The following is a 14,943-nucleotide window of genomic DNA, read 5'->3' as shown; positions in this document are numbered from 1 at the left end:
TCTCATGTGCGTCAGTAGCGGCTCGACGCCGCCAGCTCGAATGAGCGTCGACGGGACGTGGTGATGATGTGCATCACCAGTCCGGTGACCATCAGGAAGATGCCAATGAGGGCGGCCGCCCAGCCGAATAGAAAGACTGGTATGCCGTTGATGTTGTTGCCCAACACCTCGTGTGGGCTGGGAATTCGACCGCTATATCCGCCCGTGGCTGTATTCATGCGGCCCATGAGGCGCAGGACTCCCCATGCGAAGAAAGCAAAGCCCCCTATGAAGAGCGTCAAGCCGAGCAGGACAAGCCTTCGGGCTCTGGTTCGCGCTGCTGCGATCTGTCGGAGGAAGCTTTCCTGTCGTTGATCGATGTACTGGTGCCCACCTACGTTGTTGATGTGCGCGCCGTGTTGCTGCTCCACATCGAACCGCGGAGCGCGGTTCATCAACGGCAACCTAGCAGTGCGCTGCACAGCGTGGCCGCCTGGCGGGGCGTCGCCGGAGCCGTTGTACCGGATACTCACGTTCCCTAAGGTCAAGACGTCATTGTTGCGCAGCGTCCTGGGAGTGCTTAGAGGCTGGTCGTTCACAAGCGTGCCGTTGGCGGACCTAAGATCCTCCAGTACCACGTGTTGACCTGAGCGGATGAGCACTGCGTGTGTGCCACTGATGTACGGGTCGTCGAGGCGGATATCACAGCCAGGATCCCGTCCTAGAACCGACCGGACACCAGTCAGGCGGAGAGGGGTGCCGCGCAGGTGGGAAGGGTGCGTGAAGGTAAGTTGGGGATCGGAGTCATCCGGCAGATAACTCGTCATGATCCCACCCCCGTTAGGACTAGACAGAAAAACAGTCTATCTATGGAAGGGGGTACGCTGGCCGCGCAGAATCGAGCTTTCTCCACCATAATTCGCCATGGCGCGCGGTTGGTCACATGCCCGCAAGCGCCCGCTCAACCAGTGGCAAGCCCACGAGTGCCCTGCCTACTCTCTACCCTCAACCACCACGCAAACTGGGTCACCGCAGCCTGAGCGCCTAGAGCGCGCCACGGAGTTGGTCACCGATTCACGCGCGTGCTCGTTCCGGTGTCTGAAGATGCGGGCGAGTCGCTGGAGAGGTGTGGCTGAGGGACGCAGTATCAAGGTCAATGGCAGCGCGATCAATACGGTGACAGCCAGCGGTATCCACCGGATGCTGGCTACGCCGGGTATGGTGCCGCCGAAGGTTCCGGCGGCACCACAACCTGATAGATGCCAGAGAAATTCAGCGCCAGCGCGGTCATGCCGGTGACCGGATCGGCAGCCGTGAGAAAGCTGCACTGGCGGGGAGTGTTGAGAACCCAGGCGTAATCCCGGCAGCCGATCACTCCAGCCGGGCCTCAGGCGGCCTGGTCCCATTGGCGGCTGAAGGTCAGCAGCGGCCTGACAGCCGGGTCAGCGACCGCCGGCAGCAGGTACTTCCACAGGTTGGTGACGCGGCGGTACAGGTCAGTGCGCCGAGTGGAGATGTGGGACAGGAGTTGAGTGCCGGAGTAGGAGGCGACCAGCGTCCAGGCCAGCTCTCGTACGTCCACGTCCGGTAGCACTTCTCCCTTGGCTTGCGCGACTTGCAACTGCCCGGCGAATTCATCAATCCAGTAGTTGTACGGGGAAGCATCCTGGAGGCCGAAGTCTCCTTGCTCGATCGCAAGGCGCACTCCGGCGCGTAGCTTCGGGTTGGTCTGAAGTTCGCCAGCGAGGTAGAGCGTCTGGTCGATCAGCCGCTGGAGGCCGTCTTCGCCAGGCGGCACCTCCAGCCCGTCGCCCTGACCGATCATGACCGCATGGGCGAGGGCTTCCTTGGACTCGAAGTGGAAATACAGGGCGCCTGGGGTAACCCCGGCACGCTTGATGATCTTGCTGACGCTCGCTTCGCTGAATCCGTACTTGTCGATTAGCTCGGCAGCCGCTTGAAGGATCGCCTCCCGCGTCTTGACCGCCCGTTCCTGCACTGCGCTACACCATTTCCCTTGGCAACCACATGGATAGTACGAAAAAACCGAGCGTTCTGTCGCATTGGGTGTCTGTGCGACAAAGTTGATCATTATGAGCGGTCTGGCGACCCCTCCTCGCGGTCGTGCCCTCGGGACCTGGAATTCGAGTTCGATCAAGGAGGTATGAAGGCGAAGGCGCGGTTCTTGTCCTGCGCCACTGCCCCGCCTGAGTGGTCGATGCCCGCAGGTCAGCGGTTGATGGCTTCGGTCAGAGATCATGGACGGACGGCGCGGGGCCCAGGGAGTTGTTCATGGGCCGCCCCAATCGCGCCACGCGGGCCGCCATCACCCAGCGCCGCGCCGACGCCATCGATCTGAAGCTGGCCGGGGTGGACTGGCTGACGATCGGCCGGAAGCTGGCCGCGGACCCGGCGATCAACTCCGACCGCGTCGCCTACCCGCAGGGGTACGGCATCGACAAGTACAAGCGCGGGCTGGAGCCGCCGAGCGACAAGCGGCTGATCGAGCTGGCCTGCAAGGACGTCACCAAAGCCTTGCGGGAGCGCAGCACGGCGCTGGACGCGAACACCGACGAGCTGCGCCAGGTGATGGCCGAGCGCCTAGAGCGGCTGTTCTTTCCCGTCTACCGGTCGGCGATCCGCAGCGGCGATCTGCAGGCGGTGGACCGTGCGGTGCGCATCATCGAACGCAGCAGCCGCCTGCTCGGACTGGACCGCCCGACCCGCACCGAGGTGTCCGGGCCGGATGGTGCCGCGGTGCAGGTGGAGTCGGCGGGGCTGGAGGAGCTGGAGCGCCTGATCGGCCTGGCCGGCGGTGCCGAGGATGGGGAGAGCTGACGAGGCGGCGGTCCTCCGGCTGTACCGGTCGCTGCCTGCGCAGCGCCGCCGCGAGATCGCCGCCGCCTCCACTCCACAGCTCAGGGCCCAGCTCGTGCTGATCGAGCGCAAGATGGCGCTGGACCGCTCCCCCGGCGCGATGGCCGCAGTGCTCACCGAGGGCCGGGAGATGCAGGCCCCGCACCTGGCGCAGATCGATGCCGCCTTCGAGCGGGTGGCAGCCGGGCGGCCGACCAAGCTGCTGCTGACCATGCCGCCGCGGCACGGCAAGTCGAGGCGGGCCGCGCGGTGGGCGCCGTTGTGGTACCTGCGGCGGCGCCCGGAGCACCGGGTGATGATCGCCTCGTACTCCTCCGACCTGGCCGATGATCACGGCCGGTGGATCAGGGACGCGATCGTCTCGTACGGCCCGCAGATCGGCATCGGGCTGCGTCCGGGCTCCTCGGCGGCGAATCGATTCGACATCGCCGGGACCGAAGGCGGCTTCGCCGCTGCCGGTGTCGGCGGTGGCCTGACGGGTAAGGGCGCGCACCTGGCGGTCCTAGACGACCCGATCAAGGACGCCGCCGAAGCTGCCTCGCCGACGATGCGCCGCCGGCTGTGGGAGTGGTGGCAGGCGGTCCTGCTCACCCGGATCGAGCCCGGTGGGTCGGTCATCCTCATCCAGACGCGCTGGCACGAGGACGACCTGGCGGGTCGGATCCTGGCTGATGAGGCGGACCGCTGGACCGTCATCAACCTGCCCGCGCTCGCCCTGTCCGAGGATGACGCGCTCAGCCGGCCGGTGGGGGCCGCGCTGTGGCCCGAGCGGTACGACGAGGCGGCGCTCGCCGAGATCCGCCGCTCCGTGGGCGAGCGGGTGTGGTGGTCGCTGTATATGCAGCAGCCCCGGCCGCAAGAGGGCGGGGTGTGGCAGTGGCCCTGGATCACTGACCATCGCATCAGCGCGGCCCGCTTCCGCGGCATCGACCTGGCGCGCATCGTCGTCGCCGTCGACCCGGCCGGCGGGGAGTCGGCGGTCGGCGACGAGACCGGCATCGTGGCCGTCGCCCGCGACCGGGCCGGGCACCTGTACGTCCTCGACGACCGCTCCGGCAACCGCGGGGCCGACGCGTGGGGCCGGGAAGCGTGCCTGCTGGCGATCGAGCTGCGTGCGGACGCCATCACGGTGGAGTCCAACTACGGCGGCGACATGAGCAAGCAGGTCCTGCGCCAGGCGTGGCAGGAGTTGCAGCGCGAGCAGCGCACCGAGGGCCTGCCCATGCCGGCGGTGCTTTCGGTGACGGCCAAGCACGGCAAACGGCTCAGGGCCGAGCCGATCGCCCAGCTCTATGAACAGGGCCGCGTCCACCACGTCGGGGCCTGGCCAGAACTGGAACAGCAGATGGTCACGTGGGTCGCCGGAATGGACAGTCCGGACCGGATGGACGCCGCGGTTCACGGGCTGACGCAGCTCGCGGGCACAGACCCCAGCGGCACGGGCGGTACGCCGTACCAGGACGGGAGGCTGTCCGGGCGCCGCTGACCGCCGTCGCCGGGCCGCCGGACTACGAGCTTGTCGCATCAGCACCTTCGGGGCCGACTTCTTGGCTCGGTCGAGGCTCCCTGGGCGCGACCGAAGACGGGTTTCCGGGGCTCGGTTCACCGGGGTTCGGTTCACCGGAACCAGGTGGATCGGGGGTTCTAGTAAGTACCTATAACCAATAACTACAGAAGAACCCCCTACCCCCGCAGCAGTGCGGGGGAATCCGGCCTTAAGACTTCGAAAAGCGTCGCCGTCAGGACGCCTGCGCGGGCCTACAAGCGCCCCGTGGGCGGAACGGGGCCGGGAGATCATTTGCGAGCTTCAGGGGCCGGTACAGGCCGTCCTGGAGCCCTTTTTGCTCTTCTCTGCGGGTCCGGTGGGTTCCGTCGGGTGACCTACGCTGATCAGTGGCGCGGGGCTGACGCTGTGGATGTTGCTGGTGGGTCTGCCTCGTTTCCTCATCGATGCCTGGTCGTGGCTGAACTACAAGCCGGTCATGGCCGCCTCGTACGACGGTCGCCCGCACCGTGCACTGGCTCCCCAGATTCAGTCGACGTGGCTGCCGGACGAAGCGGTGCGCCGCCTGGCCGCGTACAAGGTGCTGGCCGCCTACGACTCGAACCAGGCCGGGGAGCTGGCTGTCGTCGCCGGCAACGAGGAAGCTTCGGAGCGGCGCGAGTTCGGCGACCCGGCGGCGCTGGTGGACACCACGCTGGCCCACCTGCTGGGCAAGACACAGCAGATCGTGGTGCCCGGCGCCGAGCACGCCAAGAACGAGCAGGCCACCCCTGAGGCGGTGGCCGCCGCGCAGGCGCAGGAGCGGCTGCGGCAGTGGGCCGAATCCGAGCTGCTGGCTCTGAGGATGCAGGCGTGTGAGCGCAAGGCCGTGCTGCTGGGCGATGGGGTGTACCTGCTGGCGTGGGATCCGGCCAAGGGCAGGGTCCGGCTGAAGACCTATGATCCGGGCCTGTACTTCCCGGTGCTCGAAGACGACGCCGACCCCGGCGACTACCCTTCCCGTGTCCACCTGGCCTGGGAGATTCCCGAGGATCCGCGCCGCGGCATCAAGGCGAAGGTGCGGCGCATCACCTACGAGCTCGGCCCCGTCGAACCAGCCCACGCCAGGCCCGCCATGGTCGGGCAGCCGGAACCGGAGACGGCCGGTGCGAGCGGGCTGGTGCTGGCCGCGGACGAGTTCTACGACGAGAGCACCGGCATGGTCCACCGCGCCTATCCGTGGGCGCCGGACCGCCCGTCCGCGCAGACCTGCTACCTCACCGACGCCGAGTGGGACCTCGACAGCCTGCGGTACGGGCAGCAGCTCGACGACCTGCCGATGGACAAGGCCGTCTTCCGTACCCGCTCCGACGGCGCGGTTCTTGACCGGCTGGACCTGCGGATCGACTTCCTGCCGCTGGTACACATCACCAACACCGTCGCCGACGGGGAACACTTCGGCCAGTCCGCCCTGGCCAAGGTGATGCAGGTCCTCGATGAGCTGGCGGAGACCGATACCGACTCCGCCCGCGCCTCGGCGACCACCGGTGCTCCGATCATCGGCCTGGCCGGATCGCACGCCGAGGTGGACCGGCTCACCGGCCGCCCGAAGCCGCTGGCCGTGGCGCCGGGGACGGTGTTCCAGCTCGCCGACGGCGGACGCATGGACGTGCTGGACACCTCCAACCAGCTCGCCGAGCTACGGGCTCGCGTTGAGGAAGTCCGGGACCGGGCCGCCGTCAACGCCCGCATCCCCGCTGTCAGCTTGGGTACCGTCGATCCGTCCGACGTCCCCAGCGGCTATGCCCTCCAGCTGTCTCTCGGTCCGTTGGACTCCCTCGTCGACGCCATGCGCCTGGCCCGCGCCCACAAATACAGCTTGCTGCTGAAAATGGTGCAGCGCATTCACCAGGCCGGGCACGCCGACGGCTGGCCTTACGGTCAGTGCTTTCCCGCGCGGCTCATGTTTGGCCCGCACACACCCACCGACCGCACCGCGATCCTCGATGAGGTGGTGAAAGGTGTAGATGCGAGGGTACTCTCATTGGAGACTGGTATCCGCATGCTCCAAGACGCAGGCTATCCCATCGAAGATGCACGCGAAGAGGTGCGACGGCTCACAGGGCAACACGCGGGGCAGGAGGCCCTCCATACCCCGCATCAAGCGATTAGTGGGAAGTCGTGAGTATCCGGAATCTAAAGTTACGCAGAGAGCAGTGACCGCACGTTGGCAGCATCTGGTGAGCCTAATTGCGCGTATAGCGTGAGTGCTTCCCGCCAGCAGGCGCGGGCGCGATCAGTGTGCTTGGTGCGCCGGAGGGCGTGGCCAAGGGTGGTGAGAGCTTTGGCACGGATCCAACTGCTACCGGTGCTGTGTAGGGTGGCGAGGGCGTGTTCGGCGAGACCTGCGGCCTGCACCGGCCGACTGGCGGCGAGATGCATTTCCGACATCCGCCAGTACGCCAGGGCCTCCCAGAGGCGATGCCGGTTGCTCTGAAAGATGAGTAGCGCCTGATTCATCTGCTCCAACGCCTCTTCCGGGCGACCAGCCCGCGCCAAAGCTAACCCGAGAGTGTACTTTCCGTTGGCCAGCCGCAACGTAGCACCGATTGCGTGGTAGATGGCCAGGGCCTGCTCGCAGAGTTTCACTGCTTGAGCGACGCGGCCGGTCTCCAGGTAAACGCGAGCGAGATTGTTCAAGGCGCTTGCTTCGCTATTATGATTGCCATAATGACGGAAGACTTCGAGCGCCTGGAGTTGATATTGCTCCGCATTCTCGTACTGGCGCTGCACCGACGCCAAGATGGCGCTCTCGTTGAGAGCGTGGGCGGAGAGCACCGGGTCCGTGCAGTGAAGCCGGAATGCTAGGGCAGCCTGCGCGGCTTGCTCCGCCTCCTCGAACCGGCCAGCCAAAACGTGGACGTTCACCATGGGGCAGTGCAGTCGGCCTTCGGCTTGGGCGTCCTTTTGTGGCCGCGCAACATTCAATAGGTGAGCGTTTACCTGCGTGTACTGCGGGGCGTGTGCACCGGTTTCGGCCAGGTCCTTGGCTACGAACATCAGATCGGCCGCGCGGCGGAGCGCCGATCGGTGGCCTGAGGCTCGGGCGCATGCGAGTAGGTTCCTAGCCTCGGAAAACAGCCACTCCAAAGCCGTGTCACGGCTCTCGAAGGAAAGCCCGGGCCACTGCGTGGGTTCGAGGTGATCGAGGATGGGGTCACCGGGGCGTTCGATCACGTACTCCTGTGCGGCCGTGGACAAGTAGAAGTCAAGCAGTCGCGACATCGCCGCCTCTCTCTGATCGGGGGATGCGTCGCGTTCTGCGCAGGTCCGCGCATACAGGCGCACAAGGTCGTGATAGCAGTAGCGGTCCGGGGCGGTTGACTCCAGGAGCGAGGCATCTACCAAGGGCTCCAGCAGGCGCCTGGTCTCCACCGGGCTCAAGCCGAGCACGGCAGCCGCGGCAGTGAGAGAAATATCTGGCCCGTCAGGCAGACTGAGCAGGTGAAAGGCGCGGGCCTGTTGGGCGGGCAGGTTCCGGTACCCCAGTTCGAAGGAGGCCGTGACCGTGAGGTCGCCCGCGCACAATTCGTCCAGCCGGCTCCGTTCATCGGCGAGCTTGCGCGCCAGGTCAGCAACGGTCCAGCTGCGGCGGGTGGCCAGGCGGGTAGCAGCGATCCGGAGGGCGAGAGGCAGGAAGCCGCACGCCGCCACCACGTCGATGTTGGCCTCATCTCTCCTGCCCGTGATGCGGGTGAAGAGGGCTAGGGCATCCTGCGGATCCATGACATCCAGCTCCACCTGATGAGCACCTGCTAAACCAGTCATCCGAGTGCGGCTGCTGACCAGTACGGCGCAGCCCTGGGTGCCCGGAAGAAGCGACCTGACCTGCGCGGCGTCGCGCGCGTTATCCAGCAGGATCAGGATCCTGCGGCCGTCGAGGGCGGAGCGGTAGAGCGCGGCACGCTCCGATACTTCGCGGGGTAGGGCAACATCTGGAAGGCCCAAGGCCCGCAGAAAGCCCCCGAGTACAGCCCCAGGCTCGGCGGGAGCGGGTCCGACGCCTTGTAGGTCCACGTACAGTTGTCCGTCCGGGAAGTGCGGACGGACGCGGTGCGCGACATGGACCGAGAGCGCGGTCTTGCCCACACCGCCGATCCCCGAGGTCGCCGATACCACTATCCCTTGCCCCTCCCCAGCAGTGAGTTGTCTGGCCAGCTCCTTCACCATGCGGCTGCGCCCGGTGAAGTCACTTAGGTCAGCAGGGAGTTGTGCTGGGCGCAGCAGCACGCCGCCGACGCCTTGCTTGCCGGGTGGCGGAAGCAGGTCGGGGTCGGCACGGAGGATACGCTGATGGAGCTCGCTGAGGTTCGGACCAGGATCGGTGCCGAGTTCGTCCGCGAGCAGCCGGCGGGTGTCGTCGAATGTGGCCAGAGCCTCAGCCTGACGTCCCCCGCGGTAAAGCGCGAGCATCAGCAGTTCCCGTAACCGCTCACGTAATGGGTGTGCCGCCGTAAGCGCCGTCAACTCCGCCACTGCCTCAGCATGACGTCCGATCTCCAGGTCAAGATCTAGGCGGGACTCCAGCAGGGCCAGGCGCCGCTCTTCCAAGCGGGCACGCTGGGCCGCACAGTACGGCCCAGGCGCATCGGTCAATGCATCGCCAGTCCATAAATCCAAGGCTTGCAGCAACAATTCGCGGGCGCGGCCGGGGCGGCCACAGCGGTGCTCCCGCTCGGCCTCGGTCGACAGCCGTTCGGCGACGTCCAGGTCAAGCCGGCTCTCGCCGATCCGCAGGACATAGCCACCGGACTCGCTGACCACCATGTCCGCATCCGAGCCCAGGGCCTTACGCAGCCGACTGGCGTAAGTGCGAAGAGCGGCAACAGCGGTGGCTGGCGGTTCCTGTCCCCACATGGCGTCGATCAAGTCCGGCACCGACGCGACCCACCCGACACGCAGTAGCAGCATGGCGAGCAGCGCCCGCTGCTGCGGCGAACCGGCATCGAGCCGCTGTGTCCCCCGCCAGATTCCGACCGGCCCTAACACTGTGAACCAGAGATGCTGCTGGTCTCCCACACCATCGGCCATAGCTCCCCTTGCGCTGCGCATGGTGCTTTGTCCTGCCAGTCTCCTTGCCCGGCCCTGCACATCAGCAAAGGTGGGCTCCTTTCCCATCCTGCCGGAGGGCCGTCGTGTGGGCTACGCCTGAAGGCCACGGGGCTTTTCAGAGGACGTGCACTTGGCTTCCGTAGACTCGATCTCGGCGCGGGGCCGTCTGGGAGTAGCACTCTTTGATGACCCGCAGCCTGCCCGCTTCGTGCACCGTGCTCGGCTACCGCAAGGACGGCCGGCCCATCTACCCGATCCTGGGCGCCTCCTCCGACGACGCGTCGAACGACGAAGCCGCCGTCAGCATCAGCCAGAAGCAGCTCAACACCCTCCTGGCGCGCGAGAAGGACCAGGGCGGACGGGCCGCCGTACGAGCCCTGGCCGACAAGCTCGGCTTCGCCAACGCCACCGAACTGGCGGACTACGTCAACGGACAGCGGCAGGCCGAACAGGAGCAGCTGACCGAAACGCAGCGCCGCGAGCAGGAACTCGTCGCGCGGGAGAAGGCGGTGATCGCCCGCGAGGCTGCGACCCTGGTCCGCGAGCGCGACGCCGCCCGCCGGGCGGTTCTGGCCGGCGTCGGTGCCACTGGCCAGAACTTGGAGGACGCCGCCGTACTGCTGCGTGTGGACGACGATGCGGACGACGCCACCGTCCAGCAGGCCGTGCAGGACCTCAAGACGCGCCGGCCGGAGCTGTTCACCGTGCCGCCCACCGGCACCGCGCTGCCTCCGGCCGCCCCGGGTGGCGCCCCGGCCTCGGTACCGCCGCCGCGCCCCGGCAACGCGACTGCCAAGCCCGGAGCCGCCGGGGCCGAGATGGCACGGCGCCGCGGCCTGCTGCCGCCGGCCTGACTCCGTGGACTGCGGGGACCACGCCCCGCCTCCTCTCCCGTGGACGACGCCACCGGCCGGTGAGTGTGTGACCGCTTCCAGCACCACCAGGAGCAGCGGCGTTGATTCAGCCGTACACCACCTCCGTGACGGTGACCGGTGACCGGGACTGGCTCGCTTCCCGGCACGGCACCGACGCCACCGAGACCATCACCCTCGACCTGTCCCACCTGACCCGCGGCACCCACTACGCAGAGCCGACCGCCGGCCAGCCGCACGGCTTCGTACGCTCCGGTGTCCCGGTGGGCCAGATCACCGCTTCCGGCCTGTATGGCGCCTACGACCCCACGGCCGACGACGGCCGCGCAGTCCTCGCCGGCCTGGTCTACGCCGAAGCGCCGTTCACACCCGGCACCAGTAAGGTCCCGGCCGCCCTGTTCTGGCACGGCACCGTCCACACCGACAAGATCCCCGGCGGCCTCGACCCGGCCAAGATCGCCCCGTCGCCGCACGGCGCGCAGATCCGCTTCCTCGGGGCGGTGGACGCATGAGCATCGCCGACCTGCTCAAGAACGTCAGCGTCGCCGACCTGACCGTCTACGCCCGCGCCATCCCCACCCCGGACGACTTCCTGCTCACCCGCAGCGTCTTCCCCGAGACGCAGGTGCACGATGTGAAGTGGCGCGTACGGCAGTCCAAGCGGCGCGTCAACGCGGCGATGTACCGCGCGTACGACGCAAGCGTGCCCTTCGCCAAGCGCCAGGCCCAGACCACGCAGACCGAAGGCACCCTCCCGGCCCTGGGGCAGAAGCTCCTGGTCGGCGAGATGGAACAGCTGCTGCTGGACGCCTCCCGCGGCGCGGACGAAGACCGGCTCGTGGACCTGCTCTACGACGACGTCGAGCGGCACGTCGAAGCGATCCGCTCGCGCCTGGAGCTGGCCGCCGCCGACGTCCTGCTCGACGGCCGCTTCACCCTGACCGGCGAAAACGGGCTGACAGTAGAGGCCGACTACGGGGTGCCGCAGGCCAACATGCCCACCGCCCCCAAGCCGTGGTCCGCGCCGGACGCGGACCCGATCGCCGACGAGCAGCGGTGGATCGGCTACCTCGACTCGATCGGCGCCCCGGCTCCGGAGATGGTGCTCACCTCCCGCAAGGCGTACGCGCACCTGGCCTCCAACGGCGCCTACCGGGCCGCCTACTACGGCACCCCGGCCGGCGGGCAGACCCCGACCGCCACGCTGAATCCGCAGCAAGTCAACTCGGTGCGCGCCACCTACGGCCTGCCGCCGGTGACCTTCTACAAGGCGCAGGTGTGGCAGAACGACGTCTCCACGCGGGTCCTGCCGGAGGACCGGTGGATCATGTTGCCGCCGGAGCGCGCGAAGTGGGGCCAGACCCAGTACGGCACCACCACCGAATCGCTGGCTCTCTCGCGCGGCACCAACCCGCAGATCGAGCGGGAGGACGCGCCGGGCATCGTCATCACCCGTGACGTGCAGGACGACCCGGTGCAGATCTGGACCAAGGGCGCCGCCATGGCGATGCCGGTCCTGTACTCGCCGGACTGCCACATCACCGCGACCGTCCTGTGAGCGCCCCCGTCCCGCAGGTACTGGCCGCAACGGTCCACGTCCTCGATCCCGTCAGCCGCGAACCGCTGGTGCTGACCGCCGGCGCCAAGGTCACCGATCCGGCGATCGCTGAGCAGATCACCAACGCGGTGTGCTGGGCCGACCCGCCGACAAGCCCCGCCACACCGGGCCGCAGGGCCAAGACCACCCAGGACTGACCACCACGGCGGGGAGCAGCCGCCGCTGCTCCCCGCCCCTACTTCTCTTTTCAGGAACGCCTCTCGTGCCCGCTGCTGTCCTGCGCTGGCTTCTTGCCCAGCTCGGCCCCGACACCGACGCCACCGATCTCACCGCCCGCTACGAGCGCCTGCACTCCGCGCGCGCCGTCGTCCTCGAAGTGCTGCACGAACGCCGCGCCGCGCTGCTCGCCGAGCCGCTGAAGGTCACCGTCAACGGGGTCGCCACCATCGACACCTCCGCCAACGTCACCGCCCTCGAACGCACCATCGCCCAGCTCGCCGACGAGCCCGCCCCCGACGACCCCACGGCCGTCGACCGGAGCCTGCTGAGCACCATCGAGCTGTGCCCGCGCCGCCGCCGGTGACCGCCCGCGCTTCCGGCCGGCCTGGTACCCCCGGTCCACTGCGCACACGGGTCGCCCTGATGCGTCGGGTGCTGCGCAGGTGGGTCAGCCGATGAGCCGGGAGGAGGCCAGGCGGGGTCTGCACTTGGTACCGGTTCGCTTCCGGGATGCCGTTGAATTTGTGCGGATGTGGCACCGCCACCTTCAGCCGCCCCAAGGGCACATCTTTTCAGTCGGCGCCGCTGACGAGGCAGGCATTCTGCGGGCTGTCGCGATCGTCGGCAGACCGGTCGCCCGCTACCTGGACAACGGCACGACCCTCGAAGTCACCCGTCTGGCCAGCGACGGTTCCCGCAACGCGGGCTCGATGCTGTACGCCGCCGCGTGGAGGGCCACATCCGCGCTGGGATACAGCCGACTGATCACCTATACCCAGGAAGGCGAGTCCGGCACGAGCCTGCGGGGCGCCGGGTGGCGCGTCATTGCCCGCCGCCCGGCCCGCCCCGGCTGGCACTGCCCGTCCCGCCCACGCGTCGACCAGGGCGCGGGAGGCATTCCCCGCATGTTGTGGGAGGCGTCGTGCTCTACCTGAGCCCTGTTTCGTTCCTCGACAACGAACAACGCCCGAGATCGCACACGGTGGCCTCCTCTGCACGCTCGCTGCATCGTTGGCCGCCCTGGCCCTCGCTTCCCCCTGCCCCTGGTGATCACGCGCATACAGCGCGCAGCAGGGCCGCGTTGCGCGCTACGGTAAGCCTGGCCTGGCGCAGGCCGTTCCGTCGGCGCGTCGCTGACGTTTCCCGCCGGCCGGATCAGCTCCTCTGACGCAGGAGGCAGGATGCCACTACGGTTCATCGCCAAGGACCCCAACACCGGCTCCGATCAGAGCCCGACCGTGTGGATCGACGAGGACAACGGAGACTTGGTGTTTCAGGGCTGGAAGGCCGACCGGAAAACCACCGTCGAGTGCAGGGAAGCTGGCTCGATCCCCGCGCACGAAGCCGTGGTACGGATTCCGGCGCGGATGACGGCGATTGTCAGGGAGGCGTGCGATGCCGCAGACCAGCGTGCCGAGCTTCGCTGAGATGCTGGAGGCCGCCCAGCACTCGGCGGTGCATCTGGAGATGCGCGACGCGTACGGCATCGACTCCGAAGACGGCCCCTTTCGGGCATGGCGCGAGGGCACCTGGACCGTGGCCGCCGACCGTGAGGCGCGGCGTGCCTGGTTCGACCTGGTGCGTGCCGCGGTGGGCCGAGGGGTGGTGATGCGGCGGGCGCGGATCGTGTCCGAGCCGGTGAGCGCCTACATCCGCTTCGAGTACGAAGGCACCGGGCTGAACATCGAGGCGGGTGAGCAGGTGCGGTGGTTGCCGCGGCGTAGAGCTTCGGACCTCGCGCTGCCGGGCAACGACTTCTGGCTGTTCGACGGTACGGCCGTGCGGTTCAACCACTTCACCGGAGACGGCGGTTCGGCCGGGCCGGAAGTGACCGACAACCCACAGGTCGCCAAGCTGTGCCAGGACGCCTTCGAAGCCGTGTGGTGCAGGGCCGCCCCGCACGACGAATACGCCATCTGACCCGCCGACTGCCCAACCGGACCCGTGCCTGCTTCCCCGTCCTCCAGTGCGCAGCAGGCCCGCGAGGCACTGGCCGCCCGGCTGTTCGATCTGCGTCGGGCGGCCGGGCTGAGCGGTCAAGAGCTGGCCGAGCGGTGCGGCTGGTACAAGTCGAAGTCCTCACGCATCGAGAACGCCCGCACCCTGCCCTCCGACGCCGATATCCGGGCCTGGTGCCGGGCCTGCGGAGCCGTCGAGGAAACAGAAGACCTGTTGGCCGCCGCCCGGCACGCCGAGACCCTGTACGTGCAGTGGCGGCGCCTGCACCGCTCCGGGCTGCGGCAGGTCCACGAAGCATCCCTGCCGCTGTACGAGTCCACCCGCCTGTTTCGGGTGTACTGCTCCACCGTGATGCCCGGCCTCGTACAGACGCCCGGATATGCGACCGATCTGCTCGCGGCCATCACCGCGTTCCAGGGCACGCCCGACGACGTCGCCGCGGCGGTCGCCGCGCGCACCGCCCGGTCGCGCGTCCTGCACGACAGCGGCCGGCGGTTCATGCTGCTGGTCGAGGAAGCCGTGCTGCGCTGCGGTGTTGGCAACCCTGCGGCGATGGCCGACCAGCTCGGCTACCTGCTGGAGGTGATGATCCTGCCCAACGTGTGCCTTGGTGTAGTGCCGTTCGGCGACCGGGCCCGGCGGATCTGGCCGTTGGAAACCTTCATGCTTTTCGATGACAACCGGGTGCACGTCGAGCTGCTGACGGCCAAGGTGACCATCACCGCGCCCAGCGAAGTCACCGCCTATGAGCGAGCGTTCGTGGACCTGTCGCAACTGGCGCTCTACGGAGCCGATGCTGACGCACGGATCAGGGCGGCACTCGCCTCGTTCGGGTGAAGCCGTGGAACTTCGTGGAACTTGCTAGGGGCTCCTCTCCGCTGAGC

Annotated in this window: 15 protein-coding genes; 12 read left to right on the top strand and 3 right to left on the bottom strand. The window is 68.0% G+C overall.

Annotation, left to right across the window (positions count from 1 at the left end; all coding sequences use genetic code 11):
- Positions 1-11: 11 nt before the first annotated feature.
- Both ACEXOX_RS28360 and ACEXOX_RS28355 read right to left on the bottom strand, forming a co-directional pair.
- Entirely contained in the window at positions 12-806 is a 795-nt protein-coding gene (locus ACEXOX_RS28360) for an FHA domain-containing protein (RefSeq protein ID WP_406523991.1), read from the bottom strand.
- A gap of 560 nt (positions 807-1,366) precedes the next feature.
- The gene (locus ACEXOX_RS28355) at positions 1,367-1,978 is read right to left on the bottom strand and encodes a ScbR family autoregulator-binding transcription factor (RefSeq protein WP_406523990.1); all 612 of its coding nucleotides are present in this window, start codon (positions 1,976-1,978) and stop codon (positions 1,367-1,369) included.
- A 293-nt stretch (positions 1,979-2,271) separates the two neighbouring features.
- Between ACEXOX_RS28355 and ACEXOX_RS28350 the strand changes: the two genes are divergently transcribed.
- The 3 genes from ACEXOX_RS28350 (at position 2,272) to ACEXOX_RS28340 (ending at position 6,524) form a co-directional block, all read left to right on the top strand.
- On the top strand, positions 2,272-2,817 hold the full coding sequence (locus tag ACEXOX_RS28350) for a hypothetical protein (RefSeq protein ID WP_406523989.1): 546 nt from the start codon (positions 2,272-2,274) through the stop codon (positions 2,815-2,817).
- Positions 2,804-4,342, top strand: a complete 1,539-nt coding sequence (locus ACEXOX_RS28345) for a terminase large subunit domain-containing protein (RefSeq protein ID WP_406523988.1) — start codon at positions 2,804-2,806, stop codon at positions 4,340-4,342. Before ACEXOX_RS28350 ends, ACEXOX_RS28345 begins: the two co-directional genes overlap by 14 nt.
- A 430-nt stretch (positions 4,343-4,772) precedes the next feature.
- Positions 4,773-6,524, top strand: coding sequence for a hypothetical protein (locus tag ACEXOX_RS28340; protein ID WP_406523987.1), 1,752 nt, complete (start codon positions 4,773-4,775; stop codon positions 6,522-6,524).
- A 17-nt stretch (positions 6,525-6,541) separates the two neighbouring features.
- Here ACEXOX_RS28340 and ACEXOX_RS28335 read toward each other — a convergent pair whose 3' ends face one another.
- Positions 6,542-9,430, bottom strand: coding sequence for a BTAD domain-containing putative transcriptional regulator (locus ACEXOX_RS28335; RefSeq protein ID WP_406523986.1), 2,889 nt, complete (start codon positions 9,428-9,430; stop codon positions 6,542-6,544).
- 206 nt (positions 9,431-9,636) lie between these two features.
- Here ACEXOX_RS28335 and ACEXOX_RS28330 point away from each other — a divergent pair, with 206 nt between their 5' ends.
- From ACEXOX_RS28330 to ACEXOX_RS28290, 9 genes are all read left to right on the top strand, one after another.
- A complete protein-coding gene (locus ACEXOX_RS28330) occupies positions 9,637-10,305 on the top strand; it encodes a hypothetical protein (protein WP_406523985.1) in 669 nt (222 codons plus the stop codon).
- A gap of 101 nt (positions 10,306-10,406) precedes the next feature.
- Entirely contained in the window at positions 10,407-10,835 is a 429-nt protein-coding gene (locus ACEXOX_RS28325) for a head decoration protein (protein WP_406523984.1), read from the top strand.
- Positions 10,832-11,881, top strand: a complete 1,050-nt coding sequence (locus ACEXOX_RS28320) for a major capsid protein (protein ID WP_406523983.1) — start codon at positions 10,832-10,834, stop codon at positions 11,879-11,881. Before ACEXOX_RS28325 ends, ACEXOX_RS28320 begins: the two co-directional genes overlap by 4 nt.
- Positions 11,878-12,078, top strand: a complete 201-nt coding sequence (locus tag ACEXOX_RS28315) for a hypothetical protein (RefSeq protein WP_406523982.1) — start codon at positions 11,878-11,880, stop codon at positions 12,076-12,078. The genes ACEXOX_RS28320 and ACEXOX_RS28315 overlap by 4 nt, the downstream gene beginning before the upstream one ends.
- Before the next feature lie 65 nt (positions 12,079-12,143).
- Entirely contained in the window at positions 12,144-12,464 is a 321-nt protein-coding gene (locus ACEXOX_RS28310; protein ID WP_406523981.1) for a hypothetical protein, read from the top strand.
- A 91-nt stretch (positions 12,465-12,555) separates the two neighbouring features.
- Positions 12,556-13,035: an XF1762 family protein gene (locus tag ACEXOX_RS28305; protein ID WP_406523980.1), complete on the top strand. Its 480-nt coding sequence runs from the start codon at positions 12,556-12,558 to the stop codon at positions 13,033-13,035.
- Positions 13,036-13,281: 246 nt separating this feature from the next.
- On the top strand, positions 13,282-13,527 hold the full coding sequence (locus ACEXOX_RS28300) for a hypothetical protein (RefSeq protein ID WP_406523979.1): 246 nt from the start codon (positions 13,282-13,284) through the stop codon (positions 13,525-13,527).
- A complete protein-coding gene (locus ACEXOX_RS28295) occupies positions 13,496-14,020 on the top strand; it encodes a DUF6879 family protein (RefSeq protein WP_406523978.1) in 525 nt (174 codons plus the stop codon). The genes ACEXOX_RS28300 and ACEXOX_RS28295 overlap by 32 nt, the downstream gene beginning before the upstream one ends.
- A 24-nt stretch (positions 14,021-14,044) precedes the next feature.
- Positions 14,045-14,896: a Scr1 family TA system antitoxin-like transcriptional regulator gene (locus ACEXOX_RS28290; RefSeq protein WP_406523977.1), complete on the top strand. Its 852-nt coding sequence runs from the start codon at positions 14,045-14,047 to the stop codon at positions 14,894-14,896.
- The last annotated feature ends 47 nt before the right edge of the window (positions 14,897-14,943 follow it).

The organism is Streptomyces sp. Ac-502 (assembly GCF_045222935.1).
Classification (GTDB): Bacteria; Actinomycetota; Actinomycetes; order Streptomycetales; family Streptomycetaceae; genus Streptomyces; species Streptomyces monomycini.
This window is presented reverse-complemented; position numbering and strand designations above follow the sequence as displayed.

Bases quoted from the DNA above. Each gene is read 5' to 3' on its own strand.
- ACEXOX_RS28335 (WP_406523986.1), bottom strand. From the start codon at position 9,430: ATGGCCGATGGTGTGGGAGACCAGCAGCATCTCTGGTTCACAGTGTTA.
- ACEXOX_RS28330 (WP_406523985.1), top strand. From the start codon at position 9,637: ATGACCCGCAGCCTGCCCGCTTCGTGCACCGTGCTCGGCTACCGCAAG.
- ACEXOX_RS28305 (WP_406523980.1), top strand. From the start codon at position 12,556: ATGAGCCGGGAGGAGGCCAGGCGGGGTCTGCACTTGGTACCGGTTCGC.
- ACEXOX_RS28345 (WP_406523988.1), top strand. From the start codon at position 2,804: ATGGGGAGAGCTGACGAGGCGGCGGTCCTCCGGCTGTACCGGTCGCTG.
- ACEXOX_RS28320 (WP_406523983.1), top strand. From the start codon at position 10,832: ATGAGCATCGCCGACCTGCTCAAGAACGTCAGCGTCGCCGACCTGACC.
- ACEXOX_RS28350 (WP_406523989.1), top strand. From the start codon at position 2,272: ATGGGCCGCCCCAATCGCGCCACGCGGGCCGCCATCACCCAGCGCCGC.
- ACEXOX_RS28360 (WP_406523991.1), bottom strand. From the start codon at position 806: ATGACGAGTTATCTGCCGGATGACTCCGATCCCCAACTTACCTTCACG.
- ACEXOX_RS28300 (WP_406523979.1), top strand. From the start codon at position 13,282: ATGCCACTACGGTTCATCGCCAAGGACCCCAACACCGGCTCCGATCAG.
- ACEXOX_RS28295 (WP_406523978.1), top strand. From the start codon at position 13,496: ATGCCGCAGACCAGCGTGCCGAGCTTCGCTGAGATGCTGGAGGCCGCC.
- ACEXOX_RS28340 (WP_406523987.1), top strand. From the start codon at position 4,773: ATGTTGCTGGTGGGTCTGCCTCGTTTCCTCATCGATGCCTGGTCGTGG.